General features: G+C 56.2%; 20 protein-coding genes and 1 pseudogene. 13 read left to right on the top strand and 8 right to left on the bottom strand.

The features are described from left to right. Window positions 1–45: 45 nt before the first annotated feature. The 8 genes from DU29_RS0107740 (at window position 46) to DU29_RS0107700 (ending at window position 7,492) form a co-directional block, all read left to right on the top strand. Window positions 46–738: a 3-oxoacid CoA-transferase subunit A gene (locus DU29_RS0107740; protein ID WP_028621226.1), complete on the top strand. Its 693-nt coding sequence runs from the start codon at window positions 46–48 to the stop codon at window positions 736–738. Between the two features lie 6 nt (window positions 739–744). Beyond that, the gene (locus DU29_RS0107735; protein ID WP_028621225.1) at window positions 745–1,458 is read left to right on the top strand and encodes a 3-oxoacid CoA-transferase subunit B; all 714 of its coding nucleotides are present in this window, start codon (window positions 745–747) and stop codon (window positions 1,456–1,458) included. Next, the gene (locus DU29_RS0107730; protein ID WP_033050348.1) at window positions 1,455–2,333 is read left to right on the top strand and encodes an acyl-CoA thioesterase; all 879 of its coding nucleotides are present in this window, start codon (window positions 1,455–1,457) and stop codon (window positions 2,331–2,333) included. The genes DU29_RS0107735 and DU29_RS0107730 overlap by 4 nt, the downstream gene beginning before the upstream one ends. A 52-nt stretch (window positions 2,334–2,385) precedes the next feature. Continuing rightward, the gene (gene catC, locus DU29_RS0107725; protein ID WP_028621223.1) at window positions 2,386–2,664 is read left to right on the top strand and encodes a muconolactone Delta-isomerase; all 279 of its coding nucleotides are present in this window, start codon (window positions 2,386–2,388) and stop codon (window positions 2,662–2,664) included. A 72-nt stretch (window positions 2,665–2,736) separates the two neighbouring features. Beyond that, the gene (locus DU29_RS0107720) at window positions 2,737–3,999 is read left to right on the top strand and encodes an acetyl-CoA hydrolase/transferase family protein (RefSeq protein ID WP_028621222.1); all 1,263 of its coding nucleotides are present in this window, start codon (window positions 2,737–2,739) and stop codon (window positions 3,997–3,999) included. A 484-nt stretch (window positions 4,000–4,483) separates the two neighbouring features. Beyond that, window positions 4,484–5,254: a HAMP domain-containing protein gene (locus DU29_RS01000000129600; RefSeq protein WP_050483087.1), complete on the top strand. Its 771-nt coding sequence runs from the start codon at window positions 4,484–4,486 to the stop codon at window positions 5,252–5,254. Window positions 5,255–5,474: 220 nt separating this feature from the next. Continuing rightward, window positions 5,475–6,332, top strand: coding sequence for a TnsA endonuclease N-terminal domain-containing protein (locus DU29_RS0107710; RefSeq protein ID WP_028621221.1), 858 nt, complete (start codon window positions 5,475–5,477; stop codon window positions 6,330–6,332). Window positions 6,333–6,511: 179 nt separating this feature from the next. Further along, a complete protein-coding gene (locus tag DU29_RS0107700) occupies window positions 6,512–7,492 on the top strand; it encodes an IS5-like element ISPre1 family transposase (RefSeq protein ID WP_011077862.1) in 981 nt (326 codons plus the stop codon). A 130-nt stretch (window positions 7,493–7,622) separates the two neighbouring features. On the opposite strand, the gene DU29_RS1000000132910 is transcribed toward DU29_RS0107700, so the two are convergent. Further along, window positions 7,623–7,826, bottom strand: coding sequence for a hypothetical protein (locus tag DU29_RS1000000132910; RefSeq protein ID WP_028621220.1), 204 nt, complete (start codon window positions 7,824–7,826; stop codon window positions 7,623–7,625). A gap of 349 nt (window positions 7,827–8,175) precedes the next feature. Here DU29_RS1000000132910 and DU29_RS0107690 point away from each other — a divergent pair, with 349 nt between their 5' ends. From DU29_RS0107690 to DU29_RS0107670, 5 genes and pseudogenes are all read left to right on the top strand, one after another. Beyond that, window positions 8,176–8,451: a metal/formaldehyde-sensitive transcriptional repressor gene (locus tag DU29_RS0107690; RefSeq protein ID WP_028621219.1), complete on the top strand. Its 276-nt coding sequence runs from the start codon at window positions 8,176–8,178 to the stop codon at window positions 8,449–8,451. Between the two features lie 11 nt (window positions 8,452–8,462). Further along, complete coding sequence (gene dmeF / locus DU29_RS0107685) at window positions 8,463–9,428, top strand: CDF family Co(II)/Ni(II) efflux transporter DmeF (protein WP_028621218.1); 966 nt, start codon at window positions 8,463–8,465, stop codon at window positions 9,426–9,428. Window positions 9,429–9,471: 43 nt separating this feature from the next. After that, on the top strand, window positions 9,472–9,654 hold the full coding sequence (locus tag DU29_RS0107680; protein WP_017341650.1) for a DUF1289 domain-containing protein: 183 nt from the start codon (window positions 9,472–9,474) through the stop codon (window positions 9,652–9,654). 46 nt (window positions 9,655–9,700) lie between these two features. Then, window positions 9,701–9,901, top strand: a complete 201-nt coding sequence (locus DU29_RS1000000133685) for an ATP-binding protein (RefSeq protein WP_371926672.1) — start codon at window positions 9,701–9,703, stop codon at window positions 9,899–9,901. Window positions 9,902–10,638: 737 nt separating this feature from the next. Next, window positions 10,639–10,932: pseudogene (locus DU29_RS0107670) on the top strand (organoarsenical effux MFS transporter ArsJ); the annotation flags it as partial. Window positions 10,933–11,241: 309 nt separating this feature from the next. Here the strand turns inward: DU29_RS0107670 and DU29_RS0107665 are convergent. The 7 genes from DU29_RS0107665 to DU29_RS1000000133180 all read right to left on the bottom strand — a co-directional run bounded on the left by DU29_RS0107665 (window position 11,242) and on the right by DU29_RS1000000133180 (window position 19,373). After that, window positions 11,242–12,351, bottom strand: a complete 1,110-nt coding sequence (locus tag DU29_RS0107665) for a YVTN family beta-propeller repeat protein (RefSeq protein WP_236645582.1) — start codon at window positions 12,349–12,351, stop codon at window positions 11,242–11,244. Window positions 12,352–12,396: 45 nt separating this feature from the next. After that, window positions 12,397–12,618 carry a hypothetical protein gene (locus DU29_RS01000000129595; protein ID WP_050483086.1) on the bottom strand — a complete coding sequence of 74 codons (222 nt, stop codon included), beginning with the start codon at window positions 12,616–12,618 and terminating at the stop codon, window positions 12,397–12,399. Then, window positions 12,608–12,799 (bottom strand): DUF6957 family protein, encoded by a 192-nt coding sequence (locus DU29_RS01000000129590; protein ID WP_033050346.1) that lies wholly within the window; start codon window positions 12,797–12,799, stop codon window positions 12,608–12,610. Before DU29_RS01000000129590 ends, DU29_RS01000000129595 begins: the two co-directional genes overlap by 11 nt. 238 nt (window positions 12,800–13,037) lie before the next feature. Next, window positions 13,038–16,196: an efflux RND transporter permease subunit gene (locus DU29_RS0107650; protein WP_028621215.1), complete on the bottom strand. Its 3,159-nt coding sequence runs from the start codon at window positions 16,194–16,196 to the stop codon at window positions 13,038–13,040. Then, entirely contained in the window at window positions 16,193–17,677 is a 1,485-nt protein-coding gene (locus tag DU29_RS0107645; RefSeq protein ID WP_028621214.1) for an efflux RND transporter periplasmic adaptor subunit, read from the bottom strand. Before DU29_RS0107645 ends, DU29_RS0107650 begins: the two co-directional genes overlap by 4 nt. Next, window positions 17,674–18,930: a TolC family protein gene (locus tag DU29_RS0107640; protein ID WP_028621213.1), complete on the bottom strand. Its 1,257-nt coding sequence runs from the start codon at window positions 18,928–18,930 to the stop codon at window positions 17,674–17,676. The genes DU29_RS0107645 and DU29_RS0107640 overlap by 4 nt, the downstream gene beginning before the upstream one ends. A gap of 101 nt (window positions 18,931–19,031) precedes the next feature. Next, window positions 19,032–19,373: a hypothetical protein gene (locus DU29_RS1000000133180; protein ID WP_028621212.1), complete on the bottom strand. Its 342-nt coding sequence runs from the start codon at window positions 19,371–19,373 to the stop codon at window positions 19,032–19,034. Between the last annotated feature and the right edge of the window lie 203 nt (window positions 19,374–19,576).

Genomic DNA, 19,576 nt, shown 5'->3' with positions numbered 1-19,576 from the left:
CGTAATTTGGCTGCGGCGTAGAATTTCCAATAAGGAACGAGAGCCATGATCAATAAGCTTTGCGCCAGTGCCCAGACAGCCCTGTCCGGCATCAAGGATGGCGCAACGATAGCCGTGGGAGGATTCGGCGGCGCTGGCATGCCTGACGAGCTCATCAACGCCCTGATCGAGCAAGGGGCACGCGACCTCACCCTGGTGAGCAATAACGCCGGCCAAGGCGACTCGGGGCTCGCCGCTTTGCTCAAGGCCGGGCAAGTCCGTCGAATACTGTGCTCCTACCCACGGATGACGGGGTCGCACGTGTTCGAGTCCCTGTACAGGGCGAACAAAATTGAGCTTGAAATCGTCCCGCAAGGCAACCTGGCGGAACGCCTGCGGGCTGCCGGCTGTGGTATCGGCGGGTTCTATACCCCGACCGGCTACGGCACGTTGCTGGCCGAAGGTAAAGAGACTCGGCTGATCGATGGCCGCCACTGTGTGCTGGAGCTGCCGATTCACGTCGACTTCGCGCTGATCAAGGCTCAAGCAGCAGACCGTTGGGGCAACCTGACCTTCCGCAAGACCGCACGCAATTTCGGCCCGGTCATGGCCATGGCAGCCAAAAACACCATTGCCTCAATCGAGCATTTCTGCGAGCTGGGCGAGCTGGACCCGGAAACAGTGGTTACCCCTGGCATCTACGTAAAGCACTTGGTGCTTCGCCAATCGTCGGCCAATCTTTTGAACCAGGCAGGATAATCGACCATGGACAACAACATACGAATCGCCATGGCCATGCGCGTAGCGCGTGACATTCCCGAGGGCTCCTATGTCAACCTGGGTATCGGCTTGCCGACCCTGGTCGCCAATTACCTGGCTGAAGACAAGGACTACTTCCTGCATAGCGAGAATGGCGTGCTGGGTCGCTGGCAGGCCGCAGCGCCCGGCGAAGAAGATTGGGACATGATCAACGCTGGCAAGGAGCCCATTGAACTGAGCCCCGGAGCGGCCTTTTTTCATCATGCCGATTCGTTTGGCATGATGCGCGGCGGCCACTTGGATATCTGCGTGCTGGGAGCCTTCCAGGTATCTGCCAAGGGTGATCTGGCGAATTGGCACACCGGTGCCCCCGATGCCATTCCTGCCGTTGGCGGCGCCATGGACCTTGCCATCGGCGCAAAGCGCGTCTTTGTAATGATGGAGCACCTGGCTAAGGACGGCCACAGCAAGTTGTTGCCTGACTGCACCTATCCCTTGACCGGTTTGGGTTGCGTCAGCCGCATCTACACCGAATTGGCAACGATGGAGATCACGGCCAACGGCGTCAAGGTCATCGAACTGGTCGCAGCTGTGACACCCGAACGCTTGCAGGAAGTCACTGGCGTGCCGCTGGACTTTTCGGCGCTCGGCGCAACAGCGTCCGCAGCTCCATCCCGTAGACCAGTCTCTTCCCAGGCACCAGCGGAATTGCAAAGGTGAACCGCCATTGGAATTGGGACCAGCGTGACCTGACTGAACTGTTGTGCCTTGAAACCATCGGCAACAACACCTGGCGGAGCTATGTCTGTGACACCAATGCCAATGGTCGGGTCTACGCTGGACAATTGCTGGGGCAGGCGCTCTGGGCAGCAACGCAAACCGTCGAGAATCGTCCTCCCGGGATGTTGCAGATGACATTTCTGCAAGGCGCACGGCCACAGGAATCCATCGAGTACAGCGTCGAGACACTTCAGGATGGTCGTCGGTTATCCAGTCGCCATATCTACGGCGTACAAGGTACCGGGCTGGTAATGAGCGCTAACGCCAGTTTTCAGGTACCTCAATCCGGTCCGGACAATACGCAGCGATTACTGCGACAGGTACCCAGCCCCGAAAGCCTGCCGACACTGGCCGAACTCGCTGCACGTTTTCCTTTTCAAAGCGAATCTCTACAGTTGCGCGCAAGTGCCAAGCCGCTGCTCGACATACGCCTGATCAATCCACCGGTTTGCTTCGATTCTGCTGTCGAGCACGGGGAAGTCGCCTACTGGATTCGTCTGAACCAACCTTTGCCAACCGAAGGGTGCCTGCATCACGCAGCCTTGGCGTACATGTCCGACAGCTGGCTCAATGGCAACGTCGCTCCACAACGGCCCCTCGATGATCTTTGGCAGCACTGTTACGTGAGCAATCTGAATCACAGCCTCTGGTTTCACAGTCTGGATCTTGATGTCACCGATTGGCTGTTGTTCGTCAACGATGCTGTTCGCAGCTTGTCGGGGCGCAGCCTGGCGATGACGCATATCTACCAGCGCAACGGGCGACTCGTGGCCAGTATGGCCCAGGACCTTTTGATTTCACCCCGCACCGCCTGAGCGTCAAGCAGGCAGAAAAAACCTGTCATTCCATAAAAACAAGGAGAATTACATGCTTTACCACGTAAAAATGGATGTAAAGATTCCACGCGACATCCCGGTTGACGAGATAGACGCGATCAAGGCGGCTGAAAAAAAACGCGCGGCCGAACTACAGGAAAGCGGCAAGTGGCCGCACCTGTGGCGCATCGTCGGTCAGTATTCCAACATCAGCATTCTGAACGTCGACAGTAACGACGAACTTCACGCCTTGCTGTCCAGCTTGCCGCTGTTCCCTTTCATGACGATCCAAGTCACGCCACTAGCCAAACATCCCTCCTCGATCGTTTAAGTAAAGACGGCGGCTTCTAGCCGCCGCTTTTATCTGTCCACGCACTCACTTTCTGATGGCAGGGAATTCGCGATGCCTGCGTTGTTGCAACTGGAATCCTTGGATTTGACCCAACTGGTGCGCCCGGGTGACACCGTAATGTGGGGCCAGGCAAACGCCGAGCCCCTCCCCTTGACCCAGGCGCTGATGGAGCAGCGTCACCAAATCGGACAGTTCACTGTTGTTCTTGGCATAGACAAGAGCGCGACTTGCAAAGTGGAACATGCTGATTGTGTGAACTTCCTCGCCTATTGTGGGGCGGGTGGCAATCGCGACCTCGCGCACGCTGGCGTGCTGGATGTCCTTCCCATTCACTACTCCTCGTTCGCCCAAAGACTCGCCAGTGGCGCCCTGCCCATTGATGTGCTGATGCTTCAGCTGGCCCCCGCCAATGCGAATGGTCGCTACAGCCTGAGCATTGCCAACGAATATCTGCTGCATTGCGTTGGCAATGCCCGCCTGGTCATCGCCGAAGTCAACCAGCAGGCGCCCTGGACTTACGGTGAGCGAACACTGGGAGAAGATGACCTGGACATCATTGTCCATACCGACCGTCCGCCCCTGGAAAGCACTGCGACAGACGCGCGTGAAAGTGATCAGCGTATCGCCCGTCATATCGCAGGGCTCGTTGAAGACGGGGCGACCTTGCAGATGGGTATCGGTGCAATACCGGATGCCGTGCTGGATGCACTGGGAGATCATCGGGACCTCGGGGTGCATTCAGGTAGCCTCGGCGATAGCGTTGCACGCCTGATGCAAAACGGCGCAATAAACAATCGTCGCAAGTCCATCGATCGTGGCATAAGCATCGGCGGAATTCTGATGGGTTCACGCCTGCTGTATGACTTTGCCCACGACAACCCTGCCATTGAACTGCGCTCAACCCAATACACCCATGATGCCGCCGTACTGGCCAGCATTGATCGCTTGGTGGCGATCAATTCAGCGGTAGAAGTAGACCTGACAGGCCAGGTCAACTCCGAGGTTGCTTCGGGACACTACATCGGGGCGGTGGGCGGCGCGGTGGACTTCATACGCGGCGCCCATTTGTCCAAAGGAGGGTTGCCGATCATAGCGCTACCCTCAACCGCGGGAAAACACAGTCGGATCGTAGCCAGGATCGGTGGGCCTGTGACCTTGGCCCGCAGCGACGCGGGCATCATCGTGACCGAGTTTGGTATGGCGGACTTGCGGGGCCTAACGGTCAAAGAGCGCATCGTTAAAATGCTCGATATAGCTCATCCCGATCACCGCGCAGAACTGGAGTCGCGGCTGACCAAAGAACTCTTGGGATGATGCTCTAACATCAGACCGCGTCCTTTACCTAATGTAGTGAACATGTCGAGGTTCACTACATTAGAGCCCTCGGCGCCGCTTAAGCCTCATGCCTGTCTCACACTCCGTCTAAGCGTAGTCAAAGTGGCGTAGGTTTAGGGTGTAGGCATATCCCATCACTTGGGCGCTCCGACACTGTGTTGACTCCTACAAAGTGTGTCGTTATCTACAAGCAGGCACCTGTCAAAACCTGCCACGCAAACCCCTGGCAGAGCGTCATTCATGGAGTCGTGTTTTCGCAACAAGCATTGGCGATCAGATAGGGGGGAGCCTCTGAGCCTCGTGACACATTCCGCAATATTCTGTTGTTCAGCCTAGCTGCGAGCCTGCCGATAAAAATCTGAAGCTCTGCCCACTAGTAAACATAATCTACCGCCTGGAGCATGGTGTTCGATTGGATCAGCAATATCCGTGTAGGCACGAAACTTAGCCTTGTTTCGGTCTGGTGTTGACGCTAACTTCTCTGCTCGCTCTCACTGGCTGGATAGCTGTCAATAGTCTTGATGAGCGGGGCCTCAAAATAGAGAGCATTGCTCGCGTCGCCGAAATGACCAAGGACTTGCGAGTTCATCGTTTGCAGATGGAGCTCAACCCCAAGGGCGATGGTGCCCAGTTGATCCTCCAGACGCTTGAGAAACTAACTGAGCATTTGAACACTGCGCGTGTCCACCTGACCTCGGCCAGCGATTTAGCGTTGATTGACCAGCAGATAGCCGCGGTCAACGTGTACCGCGATGCCCAGGGTGCCTTAAGCCAGGCGGGGGCCGATCTGGCTCCGGTGTTCGCCCGAATGGGTGTGCAAGGCAGCATCCTGCTGAATACCACCCAGCAGTTGATAGCATCACAATCTGCCAAGCGTGATGCCGATTCGTCTTTTGCTAAAACCCTACTTGCCAGTATCGCTGCGCTGGCGTTGCTGCTCGGCGCGGTCGCGGCCTGGATCATTACCCGGCAAATAGTTACACCGTTGCAACATGTCCTCAAGGATGTCGATCGTATTGCCTCCGGCGATTTGAGTCAGGATTTGAAGGTCAATCGCCGCGATGAGCTGGGGCAATTGCAGAGAAGCCTGCAACAGATGACCACCAGCCTGCGTGAACTGATTGGAGGTATCGGCGCTAGCGTCATTCAGATCGCTAGCGCTGCCGAAGAGTTGTCAGCCGTCACGGAACAGACCAGTTGGCTTCTAACAATAAAGACTGACACAAAACAATAAAGGTTGACACGACACAACATAGATTGACACAAAGCCTAAACCCCCGTATTTACGGGGGTTTCCATTTCTGGGCTGAGCCATCGGTCTAGATTCTCCGCTTCGTTTCGCTCCGGGAGTAGGCTAGAAAGCGCTATACCATCGGCAGATGGTGAGCGATTTTTTCCTGTAACTATTTTTTCAGGACGAGGAGAGGCGGTCACGGCGGACGAAGGAGGAAGCATTGCGCGGTCGTAGGTTTTCGTCAGAGATAGACATTCAAAGGCACATTACGAATGGATTCGGTAGCGGAGCTGGTGCCAGTTATTTGCCGTGGCTGCGCGTCCAAGATGTGCCTTCCAGAGGACGCTCCCACAAGACCCAAGGTGTGAAGATCGATCGTCTCCATCACCTCTTTTCTGACCTAGAACGCGCCTATTTTTTGGTATGTGAGTTTTCGGAAAATGTTGTGGATATACGCGAGCAGTATCCATTGCTGCCGCGAGAAAGTGCTCAAGCAATCGCTAGCTCTATCGGAGTGCGATACCCCAAGTATCCGAAGACAGTGCTTCCTTACGTTATGACCACGGATTTTTTATTAACAATAAAAAAGTCCGATGGCAGCTTTAAATCCGTAGCCCGAACAATCAAATACCGCAGCGACCTCGAAGGCAAACAAGCCAGGAGAACGTTGGAAAAACTTGAGATCGAAAAACGTTTCTGGGCTGGTCAACACGTCGATTGGGCCATTGTCACTGAAGAAATGTTCAGTCCCGATTTGATCAAGAATTTAGGCTTGCTCAGGAAGTTTGCTCAGCTGCCGCGCGCCTTGGCTGAGCCCTCATTACATTCAGATTTTCTGGAGCACTTAACTAGCTGCCGTCCGTACCCGTGGAGTACGGCTGAAAGTCTGCGAAAGATTGCCGCACGTTTATTTATCTCCTATCAAGATTCTCGGGCTTTATATCATCACCTGATATGGGCCAAGTCGATCAAGGTAGATTTGGTTGGTACTCCCATTCAAATGACTGCACCACTACCAACCTTTGAAATTATCGAAAGCCCAATAAAAATTTCACTGGCGGCGGAGGGCTTATCATGAAAGTCCAAGTCAATGATATTTTTGAACCGGTCACTGAGTTTTCCGTCGTGCCTGGCATCGTTAGGGTCTTGTATCTCAATGAGCGATACGATGCGGTAGTTTTGATCCAATTAAGGAAACTCTGAAGAAGACTTCCAGATTTTGGCAAAATACCCGGATTCCACCCGCTGAGTTTCCCCATGAAGCAGATGACCTTCGCTGACGCCGAGTACGCCGGTAAGCGCAAACAAACCCGCAAAGAGTTGTTCCTGATCGAGATGGATCGGGTGGTGCCGTGGAAGGGTTTGATTGCCTTGATCGAGCCGCATTATCCCAAGGGTGAAGGCGGTCGTCCGGCCTATCCGCTGATGGCGATGCTGCGCGTGCACCTGATGCAAAACTGGTTCGGTTACAGCGATCCAGCGATGGAAGAGGCGCTGTACGAGACCACCATCCTGCGCCAGTTCGCGGGGCTGAGCTTGGAGCGTATCCCCGATGAAACCACCATCCTCAACTTCCGTCGTTTGCTGGAGAAGCACGAACTAGCCGCCGGCATCTTGGCTGTCATCAATGGCTATCTGGGCGACCGAGGGCTGTCGCTGCGCCAAGGCACGATCGTCGATGCCACGCTGATCAATGCGCCGAGTTCGACCAAGAACAAGGACGGTAAGCGCGACCCGGAAATGCATCAGACCAAGAAGGGTAACCAGTACTACTTCGGCATGAAGGCGCACATCGGTGTCGATGATGAGTCGGGCTTGGTGCACAGCGTGGTGGGCACGGCGGCCAACGTGGCCGATGTCACCCAGGTCGATAAGCTGCTGCACGGCGATGAGAACATGGTCGGTGCCGACGCGGGTTACACCGGCGTCGAGAAACGCCCTGAACATGAAGGCCGGGAGGTCATCTGGCAGATCGCCGCCCGCCGTAGTACTTACAAGAAGCTTGATAAGCGCAGTGCTTTGTACAAAGCCGCGCGCAAGATTGAGAAGGCCAAGGCTCAGGTACGAGCCAAGGTCGAGCATCCGTTCCGGGTGATCAAGCGCCAGTTCGGTTATGTGAAGGTGCGCTTCCGTGGTCTGGCGAAGAACACGGCGCAACTGGTGACGCTGTTCGCGCTGTCGAACCTGTGGATGGCGCGCCGACATTTACTGGCGAATGCAGGAGAGGTGCGCCTGTAATGTGGGAAATGGCTGCCGCGAGGTGCTCGCGGCGGCTAAAAACACAGAAATAAGCGGGTGATCTGAGCGTTTTTGATCGATTTGCCGCTTTTAAAATCGGCAGGGGCTGAAGTCAGCCAGAAATACACAACTACTTCAGACCATCCTTAGCGAAATGGTCGGTCACGATGTACCGAAACGGGCGGTCACGATGGGCCGAAATACGCACTTGGGCACCTGCAAGATCGAATGCCAGTAGGCCCAGCGCGACAGTGGCAAGACCTGTTCCTACGAGTGCAATCACTTGGGCCAGAAAGAGATGGCGGTAGGTTCGGTTGGCTAGGATTTTCAGCATGCAATATCTCAAGTGGCGAAGTGCGTGACCAGGCGGTTACCGAACTTTTCACGAAGAGACGCAATCAGCTGGTTTCGTCTCTGTTGAGTGCGGACATCCCCCCGGGGGGATATGGTTCGATCCTAAACCATAGACCATGGCAGCTCAAGAAATAGGCGCTACGCCATCTATCGAATTATTGAAGTGCGGCCCACCCATCGGCTTGTATTGGTTCTGCACGGCGAGGCGACGTGCTCAATGTTTCGATTGCAGCATTCAAATGCTGCCGGTCGGATGTATTCCCTCCCTGGCTTGTATGGCTAGTTGGAACGTGTGATCATACTTTCATTATAGGTAGGGGGGGTATGGTATGGGTCATGTTAGATCGAGCAAAGACAATCTTCTTAAACGCGTAAAGCGAATCGCTGGGCAAATCCAGGCGATTGAGCGAGCACTCGACTCTGATGATGACTGCTCGAAAACCTTGCTTTTGGTCGCTTCAACCCGTGGCGCTATCAATGGGCTGATGGATGAAATCATCGAAGACCACGCTCGTGAACACGTCGCGAATCCGACACTCAGCAACGAAGAAAGAGCGAAAGGCGTTGATGAGCTTCTCGAAGCCATTCGCCGCTATTCCAAATAGGATTCACCCAGATGAGTAATTCGTACACCGACTATTCCCACGACCATATGTTCTTGGGGACATCACATGAAGAAAACGCCAAGCGAACCTTGTGGGTGGTGGCTCTGACCGTCGTAATGATGGTTGCTGAAATCACCGCAGGTTATCTCACTGGCTCAATGGCGTTGCTTGCCGATGGTTTTCACATGGCAACGCACGCTGGGGCACTTGGCATAGCCGCAGCTGCTTACGGTTACGCAAAAAGACATGCCTCAAGTGCTCGTTACAGTTTTGGAACTGGCAAGGTGGGAGACTTGGGTGGCTTCGCCTCTGCTCTGATTTTGGGACTGGTCTCCTTGGGAATTGGCGGAGAATCGCTATTCCGTCTCTTCCAACCGACTCAAGTGCAATTCGGGACAGCGACTCTTATCGCAGTTGTCGGATTAGCAGTGAATATCCTGAGCGCGCTTTTGCTATCTGGCGGTCATGATCATCACCATGGGCATGACCAGGGCCACGGCCAATCTCACCATGCGCATGGCCATGACAATAATTTGCGATCTGCTTACGTTCACGTCATTGCAGATGCACTGACCTCGGTTCTGGCCATCGCTGCACTGCTTGCTGGTCGATACCTTGGTTGGGTATGGCTCGACCCTGCAATGGGGATTGTGGGTGCAGTAGTCATTGCACGCTGGGCTTGGTCGTTGATGCGGGTGACTGCGGGGGTATTGCTCGACCAGACAGATGATCATGTCGCTGAAGAGATTCGTGAGCTGGTTGAACGACCGGGAGATGCTTCGATCATTGATCTTCATGTCTGGCAGGTTGGGCCGCAAGCCCGCGCCGCGATTGTGAGTGTTCTGGGCAGCCCGGCAGTGAATGCAGAAAACATACGAGAACGGCTTGCTACGGTTCATGAAATCACACATCTAACCGTTGAATACCGCACAAAGCTGGGCGCCGACTCACCGAATCAGGTCGCCGTTCTAGCATAGCGATGAACCCGTAGCACGCATAAGTTCGACGAGGAATTGAACAATGGCCAAGGACATCGAAAATCCCTGTATTTCTGTTTGCCAGCTGAACAGTGAACTGTGCGTCAGCTGCGGTCGCACCAAGGAAGACATCAGAAAATGGAAGCGAATGAAGCGTCCAGAAAAAATGGCCGCTGTACAACGCGCGACCCTGCGTCTGAAAAGCCTGCAAAAAAAGAACTCTTAAACCACCATCATTTACGGTTTCTACTTTTTCAGCCAAAACAGTTGTCCTGATTCGGGAAGGCAAGCTGAGGGGCAACGCCATTCCCGAACTGATCACTATCGCCGTCAGCAATCTGCTGCGCAATGCTTGTCAGCATACGGAGCAAGGCGTCATCACCATTTACTTGAAGTCATATCAAATTGTTATTGAGGACAGCGGTACGGGGTTATCCGATGCGGTGCAAGCGCGCCTGTACAACTGTAGCTGATCGTCCTTGGTGTATTGCTTGAGAACGAAATCGAGAGGGCATGTCCCGCTGCATGGCCATGAACGGTGACCATGTTGTGACGGGATGGATGGGGCGGGATTAGTTTTCGGGGTATTCAGCAATAACCTGATCTGTGCCGGCTTTGGTCAGGCCGATTATCTGATAAGCCTCGTGCCTAGCTAGGTTCTTTTGATCTGTTGATGGGTAATTGCACAGACTTGACCACCCGTTTGCATTTGACCTGACCAGCCATTTGCATCGGATTCGACCAGTACGTTTCTTGGCCATGGCCGGCAGAGAGCGACCAATTGCTGCCTTCGAGATTTGTCTCTGAAACAAATGGCGGTCCAGGGGGCTACCGCGAGTGTTCATACGGTATTAATCAGTTTGTCGTCGCAAGCGATGATTTCGGTGGTAGGTAACTATGGCCAACTCATTAGGGGCAACGGGGTTTTCTCGACTAGCTATCCAGCAAGGTTGGGACGCAGATCCCTTGCGGCGTATGCGAAGCGCTCACACACACAACGCAGGAAAATTGCGTTAGATGAACAGTTCCCGCTGGCGCAAGGACCTTGCGGCTCGGCGGCCAGGTCAGCCAGTTGTTCACGAGGCTATTCTGCCGACGGAGCAATATCCATCACGCCCAGCATGTGTATCGAAATTAGCGAGTTTATGCTCAGGACATAATTTCGCTAATTTCCATACACCTTACGTCGCGACTGTAGAAAACTCCTCGTTTAGCGATCCTCATCGGCTCGAAGAACGCACTCAAGGGTGCCGGCTTCTTTCTTGGCGGAGCCTTGCTGGCATTGATCGGCTTCAAAGGCGCCTTGCTGGCCATGGCCGGCGTACTGGCGCTGATTTGGATCAGTAGCCTGATCCTGTTGAAGAAGGATTTGGGCAAGGCCAAAGCCAAGCCAAAGTTTCGCGACATCCTGTCCAAGATCCGGGCGATCAATATCCTTTCAGCGGCGCGGATGTTCCTGCTCGGTGCCCGCGATGTCTGGTTTGTGGTGGCCTTGCCGGTGTATGGGCTGGGGACGTGCTTATGGATATCGAGCGCCTTCGTGCTGCTCGCAGCTTTGATTTCGATAGCCCTGCCTCTGCATGCAAATCACTGAAATAGTCGCTTGGTCTATTTCTGGCGGCGCTAGATGCCGCCATTCTGCTGTCATTGCATGTTGACGAAATGCTTCGTCAGTTAACTGCGACTCGACAGCGATTCAATGATGCGACATTGCTCTATAACACCACCCTGACAGCAAACGCTCACACAAGTCTTTGGACCGTCAGACTCGGTTGCCGCAGTCCGGCAGCACAAACCAGCGGTTGTTTGCGGCTCACTCGGGCACTTGGTAGCTAATGCCATTGGGTCCGGCCCCGACTTTATGGCTGGCCACCACTGTGCGACTGGCAGTATCGATCACAGAGAAGGTGCCGGCCTCGATATTGCTAACAAACACATAAGCGCCGTCGCTGCTGATGGCCACGCCGTGAGCGCCCTTACCGGTGGTCAGGGTGGCGACAACGCTCAAGGTCTGCGGGTCAATCACCGAGACGCGGTCATCCGGCTCACTGCTGCTGCCCTGATTGGCCACGTAGACCTGGCGACCATCTGCCGTGGCATACATCTGAATCGGCGTTCTGCCGACGGCAACTTTACCTATCAAGCGTTGTGTTTCCGTATCGATGATTCCGAGCTTGTTCTCCGCGCTCAGCGACACATAGGCCTGCCGCCCATCTGGGGCGAAGCCGACTTGCACGGGGCCGTTACCAACGGCAATTTGCGTGGCTTCTTTCAGCGTTGCGGTATCGATTACTGATACGCTGCCACTGCGCATATTGGCGACATACAGCATCTTGCCATCCGGGCTCAGGCGTAAACCATGGGGGAAACTACCGGTCTTGACAGTGCCCAGCTGAGTGCGTGCTTGTAGGTCAAACACCCGCACCAGATTAGCGGCAGAGTCGCTAACGAAAGCTCGCTGTCCGCTCAGGTCAGTCACCACGTGGGCGGGATGTTGCCCCGCCGGTAGGCTAAAGGCCGGTTTATCTAGCGTGGCAGTGCTGAACACCAGCAACTCACCCGCCTTCATGGCTCCTGTTTGATGCTCAGCATGCGTAGGCATGCCCACCACCAGTAGCAAGCGTCCATCGGCGCTGATTTGTAAATTATGCGGTGCAATATTCAGGGGCAGCGTTTTGACCACACCCGTGTCGAGCCTGACTTGGCTAATCGAACTGTCGCGCTCATTGGCCGTGTACACGGTGCCAACTGGCGCTGCCAGCGCTACGTTTAAAGCCAGCGCGAGACTGGACGCCAAAAGCAGTTTGAACTTGAACATGAGCGCTGATCCTTTTAGCGAAACAGTGACTATTGCGACTGGTATTCGGCGAGCAATCGCCTGCCTATCATGCTGCGCCGCCGCAACCAGTCGCTCATTGATCATGATCAACTACTCGGCATTGAGCGCTACGGAAAAAGTAGTTATTGCTCACTGTAAGACGAAGCGAAACAGCTCAGCCGACTTGCCGGGAAACGTCAGTTTGAGCACAGCTTTGCTGCCTGCTGCGGCTTGGTAAGAGCCTTCCGCCAACAGCGCATTGTCGCCGGAGGGTACCAGCGGCAAGACTTGCTTGGCACTGCCGCTCAAGAGCGTGACTTCGCCCAACGCACCGTTGCTGGTGATCGGGTTATAGGTAGCATCATGGCGCAAGCATTTTGGTTTGCTCGTCGGAGACGGACACATCGATCACGGTCCAATCAGCTACCAGGCAATACGCTTTGCCCGGAAAATGCGCCTCAACAAACGACACCGCTTCGGCATCACTCAGAACACTGCCAATCAAGCTGTTTCCTTTACCAACGAGTAAATCGATCAAGCCCGACATTTCCATACATTCCTCCGGGTTTGCCTAAGAAGAAATATGCGTTCGTTCTTACAACCTATCCGCATCGAGAAGGCTTATTAGCCTCCTGCGTCGATCTCTATCAGCTGTGTTTTGGCGCATTGCCGATAGAGTTCGATCCCGGATTGATTATAAGGGTCGTCCTCTGTCCAATCAGAAAGCCAGACCGCTGGATGATATTGCGCATGCAACCAGGAGCCGTGCAGCAGTGGCGGACACGATTACTTCATAGTCCGCTTCCTTGCGAGAGTTTAGATTCAACAGCGAGGCGCCGGCGGCGCATCAAGCGGTAAGCTGCCGGAATAACAAACAGGGACAGTAAGGGCGCGGTAACCATGCCACCGACCATGGGCGCGGCGATGCGGCTCATTACTTCGCTACCGGTACCGCTACCCAATAGGATCGGTAACAGGCCAGCAATGATGACGGCTACTGTCATGGCCTTGGGTCGAACACGCTGCACGGCTCCTTCGCTAATCGCTGCGATTAGTCCACGCTCAGTACTGTCGCCGGCCTCTACACGTTCGGCCCAGGCGTTTTTTAAGTAGAGCAGCATGATCACACCGAATTCGGCAGAAACACCCGCCAGAGCAATGAAACCGACGCCAGTAGCCACCGACAGGTTGAATCCCAGCAGGTAGAGGAACCACGCCCCACCGGTAAGGGCGAACGGCAAGGTGGCCATGATCAGCAAAGCCTCGTCGAATCGGGCAAACGTCAGGTACAGCAGTACGAAAATGATCAGCAGCGTGGCCGGCACCACCAGTTTGAGCCGTGCGTTGGCTCGTTCAAGAAACTCGAACTGTCCCGAGTAACTCAGGCTCATGCCTGGCTGCAGCTTGACCTGCTCACTCACAACCCGACGCAGATCGGCAACCACGGAAGCAATGTCCCGGCCACGCACGTCGATATACACCCATCCGGAAGGTCGGGCATTTTCGCTCTTGAGCATCGGCGGGCCTTCACTGACTTTGACCTTCGCCACGGTGCCAAGAGTGATCTGACTCCCCAAAGGGGTGTAGATTGGCAATTGCTCCAGGGCGCCGAGCGAGTCACGCCACTCACGGGGATAACGTACGTTGATCGGGAAGCGTGCGAGCCCTTCAATGGTCTCGCCAACGTTTTCACCGCCAATAGCACCGGCCACGATCGACTGCACATCAGCGATATTCAATCCGTAGCGGGCAGCGGCTTTGCGGTCGATATCCACATCGACGTAACGCCCACCGGTTAATCGTTCGGCCAGTGCCGAACTGACACCGGGCACGTCCTTGGCCGCGCGCTGGACGGCCTGCGTGGCTGCATCGATCTCCGTCAAGTTGCTGCCGGCAATTTTCACTCCGATCGGACTCTTGATCCCGGTAGCGAGCATGTCGATGCGATTGCGGATCGGTGGTATCCAGATATTGGTCAGGCCAGGGACGCGTACCACTCGATCCAGCTCTTCCACCAATTTTTCCTGGGTCATACCAGGACGCCATTGCTCGCGAGGTTTGAACTGGATAGTGGTCTCGAACATCTCCAGCGGCGCGGGGTCGGTGGCAGTTTCAGCGCGGCCGGCCTTACCGAAGACGTGTTCAACTTCGGGTACCGTCTTGATCAGACGGTCAGTCTGTTGCAGCAACTGCGCTGCTTTCTGCGCCGACAATCCCGGCAGAGCCGAAGGCATATAGAGTAAATCGCCCTCATCCAGCGCAGGGAGGAATTCGCCACCCAAACGGGAGATGGGCCACAACGCGCTAAGGAAGACCAATAACGCGATCAACAGGGTGACTTTGGGCCGATGTAACACCGCATCCAAGGCCGGCTGATAGATCTTGATCAACCAGCGGTTCAGCGGATTGTGGTCCTCTTTGGGGATCCGTCCACGAATCCAGTAGCCCATCAGCACCGGCACCAGGGTTACCGATAGTCCTGCCGCCGCAGCCATGGCATAGGTCTTGGTGAAGGCCAATGGACCAAATAGACGGCCCTCTTGGGCCTCCAGGGTGAACACTGGAATGAACGACAGGGTGATGATCAGCAGGCAGAAGAACAGCGCCGGTCCCACCTCCGCCGCCGCTTCGGTTATCACATGCCAGTGACGTTCGCCCTTCAACTCTTCCCCTGGATGGGCCACATGCCAGGCCTCAATCTTCTTGTGGGCGTTCTCGATCATTACCACGGCGGCATCGACCATGGCGCCGATGGCGATGGCGATCCCGCCCAAGGACATGATGTTGGCGTTGATCCCTTGGTAACGCATAACGATGAAGGCAATCAGCACCCCCACCGGTAAGGAGATGATTGCCACCAGAGATGAACGCAGATGCCAGAGGAATACTCCACAGACCAACGCGACGACGATGAACTCCTCGAGTAGCTTGTAGCTGAGGTTTTCGACGGCGCGATCGATCAGTTTGCTGCGGTCATAGGTGGTGACGATTTCCACCCCAGCCGGCAAACTGCTTTTCAGGTCGTCCAGTTTGGCCTTGACCGCCGCAATGGTCTCACGAGCGTTCTTGCCGCTACGCAGAATAACCACGCCGCCGACAGTCTCACCCTCGCCGTCGAGCTCGGTGATACCACGACGCATCTCCGGGCCCAACTGGATCGTTGCCACGTCGCCGAGGGTCACCGGCACCCCGCCGGCACCGAGCTTGAGCGGAATCGAACGAAAGTCATTGAGCGTCTTCAGGTAACCGGAAGCGCGCACCATAAACTCGGTCTCCGCCATCTCCAGTAACGCACCGCCGGTTTCCTGATTGGCCTTGCCGATAGCCTCAGTCACCGCTGCTTGAGTGATGCCTAGGTTGGCCAGTTTCAGTGGGTCGAGCTGCACCTGATACTGCTTGACCATGCCGCCCACGGTGGCCACTTCCGCAACATTCGGTAGGGTCTTGAGTTCGAACTTGAGGAACCAGTCCTGCAAGGCGCGCAGTTGCGCCAAGTCGTGTCCGCCACTGCGATCCACCAGTGCGTACTGATAGATCCAGCCCACGCCTGTGGCGTCGGGTCCCAAGGACGGTTTGGCGGAAGCCGGTAGGCGGCTTTGGACCTGACTCAAGTATTCCAGCACCCGCGAGCGGGCCCAATATAAGTCCGTGCCGTCTTCGAACAACACGTACACGAAGCTGTCGCCGAAAAAGGAATAGCCGCGTACGGTCTTAGCCCCCGGCACCGAGAGCATGGTGGTGGCCAACGGATAGGTCACCTGGTTCTCAACTATCTGCGGCGCTTGTCCCGGGTAAGGGGTGCGGATAATCACCTGAACATCGGAAAGGTCTGGCAATGCATCAATGGGCGTGCTCTGAACCGACCAGACGCCCCAGACCGTGACGAAGATCGTCGCCAGCAGCACCAGAAAGCGGTTGGCCACTGACCAGCGAATCAGGGCGGCGATCATGGCTTGCCCCCTAGTTTTTCCAGGCGCTCAACGCGCAAACCATCATCGGTTTGGCTCACCGCAACCCGAACCTTGTCGCCCGTCTTGAGCCCTTGCTTGAGAACAGGGTCAGCCAATGGGAGGGTCATAGTCATACCAGGCATGCCCAGCGTCTTGAACGGACCAAGGGCGATTGTTACGTCTTGGTTATTGATCTCGACGATCTGTCCATCCGTCTCATGAAAGCTGGGGGTTGCTGCGCTGGGTGGTGACATTTCCAGCGTGCTCGCAACAATGCCCTTGAGACTGGCCTCAGAGTCGAGCAGAAACTGTCCAGAACTGACTACCTGCTGGCGTTCTTCCAACCCCTTTAACACCACCGTCTTGCCTTCGTTTTCCTGCCCGAGTTGCACTTCTATGGGGCGGTAGCGACCAGCGTCTTCGGCGAGCATCACCAAGACGCGTCGGCCGGTGCGAATGATTGCCTCGCTTGGCACCCACAGCACACTTTGTTCGGTCGAACGATTCAGGTGCACCAGGGCCGTCATACCCGGCCTGAGTCGCCCATCAGGGTTGGGCAGTTCGACCCGCACACGCACAGTTCGGCTGTCGGGGTTGGTTTCGGGCAGAATCGCGCTAACCGTGCCCTTGAGCACTGTTCCCGGGAAGGCGGGCAGACGTGCTTCGACCGCTTGCCCGACGATGATCGATCCAGTCTCCGACTCTGGAACGGCCACGGCCAGCCACACGCTGCTCAAACCATTGACGCGAGCCAGCGTCTCGCCGGCCGCCACGGTCATACCCGAACGTACATTCAACGCTTGCAGCACACCGCTTATGGGGCTGGTAAGCGTCAGGACCGACTGGGTCTTGCCGCTTCGCTCCACTTGAGCAACCAGCGTCGCTGGCATCCCGGTCAAGCGCAAGCGTTGGCGTGCTGCCGCCAGCAAGTCGGCATCGCCACTGCGTTTGAGTGCGAGAAACTCTTCCTGAGCAGCGACCCACTCCGGGACCAGGATATCGGCCAAAGCCGCATTGGCTTTGAGCACATCGCCTGGAGCACGGGCATACACCCGCTCCACAAAGCCAGCAGTACGCGATTGAATCACCGCGACATCCCGCTCGTTGAATGCCAGCACACCGACCACGTCCAGGCTGGAAGCAAGCACGCCGCGAGTGACGGTGGCCAGACGCAAGCCGAGATTCTGGGTCAGGCTGGGGTCGATACTGATGGCCGCACTGTCCGCCGCACTATCAGCGTAACGGGGCACCAACTCCATATCCATGAAGGGCGATTTGCCTGGTTTATCGAACTTCTGCTGCGGGGACATCGGGTCGTACCAATACAGTACTTTGCGTTCGTCTTGCGTTTTAGGGGCCTGTTCGGCGGAGGTCTCAGGCATTGCACTCATGCGCTGCTGAGCGAACCAGTAACCACCGGCAGCGCCCAAGGCAATCGAGAGGCCTGTCAGCACAGCCCCTTTCCAGATTCGAGAGCTCATTGATTGGCGTCCCCATAAGCAAAATACAGGCGAGCACTGGTGAGGGCTCGCTGTTCTTCGAAGTCGATCTGTTTGAGGCGGGTCTCGATGAGTTCACGTCGGGCAGCGATGACAGCCGCCAAGTCGCTTTTACCGGCTCGGTAGCTGGCCATGGTCAGCCCCACCTTTTCCTTGGCCAGGGGTAACAGGCTGTCCTGGCTGCGGCGCACGGCACGGTTCAGACGCTCGTATTCGGCCAGATCGTCTTCCAGTTGCTGGGTATGTTCACGTACGAGAGCTTCGCGCTCGGCCTCCAACTGATTCAGTTCAGCGTGTTTGGCGGCGATCTTCGGGTTCTGTCGGGAGTCGGGGAACAGTGGCAGGTCGAACGTGAACTGCACGCTCACCATGTCGCCGAACTGACGGTTGCGCCGCTGGTAATCAAGCTCCCAACTCCAGTCGGACTGCTTTTCCGACTCTGCTTCACGGACCTTGGCCTGCGCTTCGCGAGTCATTGGAACGAACGCCGCCAGTGCGGGGTGATGTTGCAGCTTATGCGGGTAACCCGAGGCGTCGATGGGCCACTCGGGCAAGCTGCCGACGGGATGGTCATTGGCGGCCGGACCTATCCAACGTCGCAGAGCCGCTCTGGCCTGTGCCCGCAGGCGGATCAGGTCGTCCTGTTGTTCCGCCAACTGAGCCGCCTCCTGTTTCGGCGTTACCGCATCGGCAGGCTGAGCTCGACCACCGGCGATCTGCGCCCGGACGGTATCAGCCAACAGACGGTTTTCCCGGTAAAAGTCCTGAAACAGCGCCTCTTTACGCTCGACGGAGTAGCTGCTGATCCAGGCCAATGCCGTGGCCTGACGAACGTTCAGGCGCTCGACACGGCCTTCCGCAGCAGCTCGATCAACGAATGCCTCAGCGACCTCGATACGCGCCCGGCGCTTGTCACGGTTGGGCACCTCCTGCATGACGCCGACCATCTGCATGGTCATGAAATCCTGTTCAAGGCGCCAGCGGTCAGGGCCGCCGATGGGATAGTTTTGTACGCCCAACAGGAGCTTCGGGTCGGGTAGTTCGCCGGCTGGAATGGCGGCGCTGCTGGCAGCTTGCAGTTTGGCTGCTTGGGCGGTCAGCGATGGTGCATTGGTTTCCGCAAGGCGTAAGGCTTCGTCGAGTGTCAGGGGCGCAGCAAGGCTCGGCAATGCCAGCACGCTTGCCGCCAGGGCCGCCACGAGGGGCCAACCGGTGCAGTAGCACTTGGAGTTCATGTTCACGATTCCTGTGATGATCCACTGCGCGCGTCTCTGAACATCCGCGCAGATATGCCATCCCGCGCCAGAACGGGATGAGGCTCAGTGTGGTACAGGAATCAGGCGCGAGGCGGTCGCCACACCCCGGACGGGGCCTGAGTAGGCAGGGAGTCGCTGAAGATTGTTAGCATCTGCGGACGGGACAAACGGGTGGTAGGTTTCCCAAACGACACTTGTAGCAGACTGGCGCTCCTGCATTCCTGGCCAGGTTTGCAGGGTTTGCCATGATCGGCGGAGCTGCTCATGTCGAGGCAGCAGTCTTGGTTCATATCACCCATCAGGGTCATACCCGTCGTTTTCATCGGGCAAGGTTCTATCGGTGACTGAATGCCCGCCATCCCGCTCAGGGGAAGCGCCAAGCTGATCAGAAAAATGAGGCAAAACCGCAGATAGCGTTTCATGCGAGGGAGTCTAGTCGCTGACAACGGGCTATACAATTACGAAGCTGTCAGGAAGAGCCAGCCAGATAGCGCCTGCAGTTCAACATGAATTCCCTCCCCAAGAAACAAGGACCCGTTCAACAGCGAAGCCCACACGCATGCTGATAGGTCAGGCTTTGTAAATGCTTGTCTCGTGAGTCGGTAATGCCACGATAAGGATCACC

This window comes from Pseudomonas sp. Ant30-3 (assembly GCF_000690905.1).
GTDB lineage: Bacteria > Pseudomonadota > Gammaproteobacteria > Pseudomonadales > Pseudomonadaceae > Aquipseudomonas.
The sequence above is the reverse complement of the archived record's forward strand: the minus strand, read 5'-3'. Positions and strand labels throughout refer to the sequence as shown.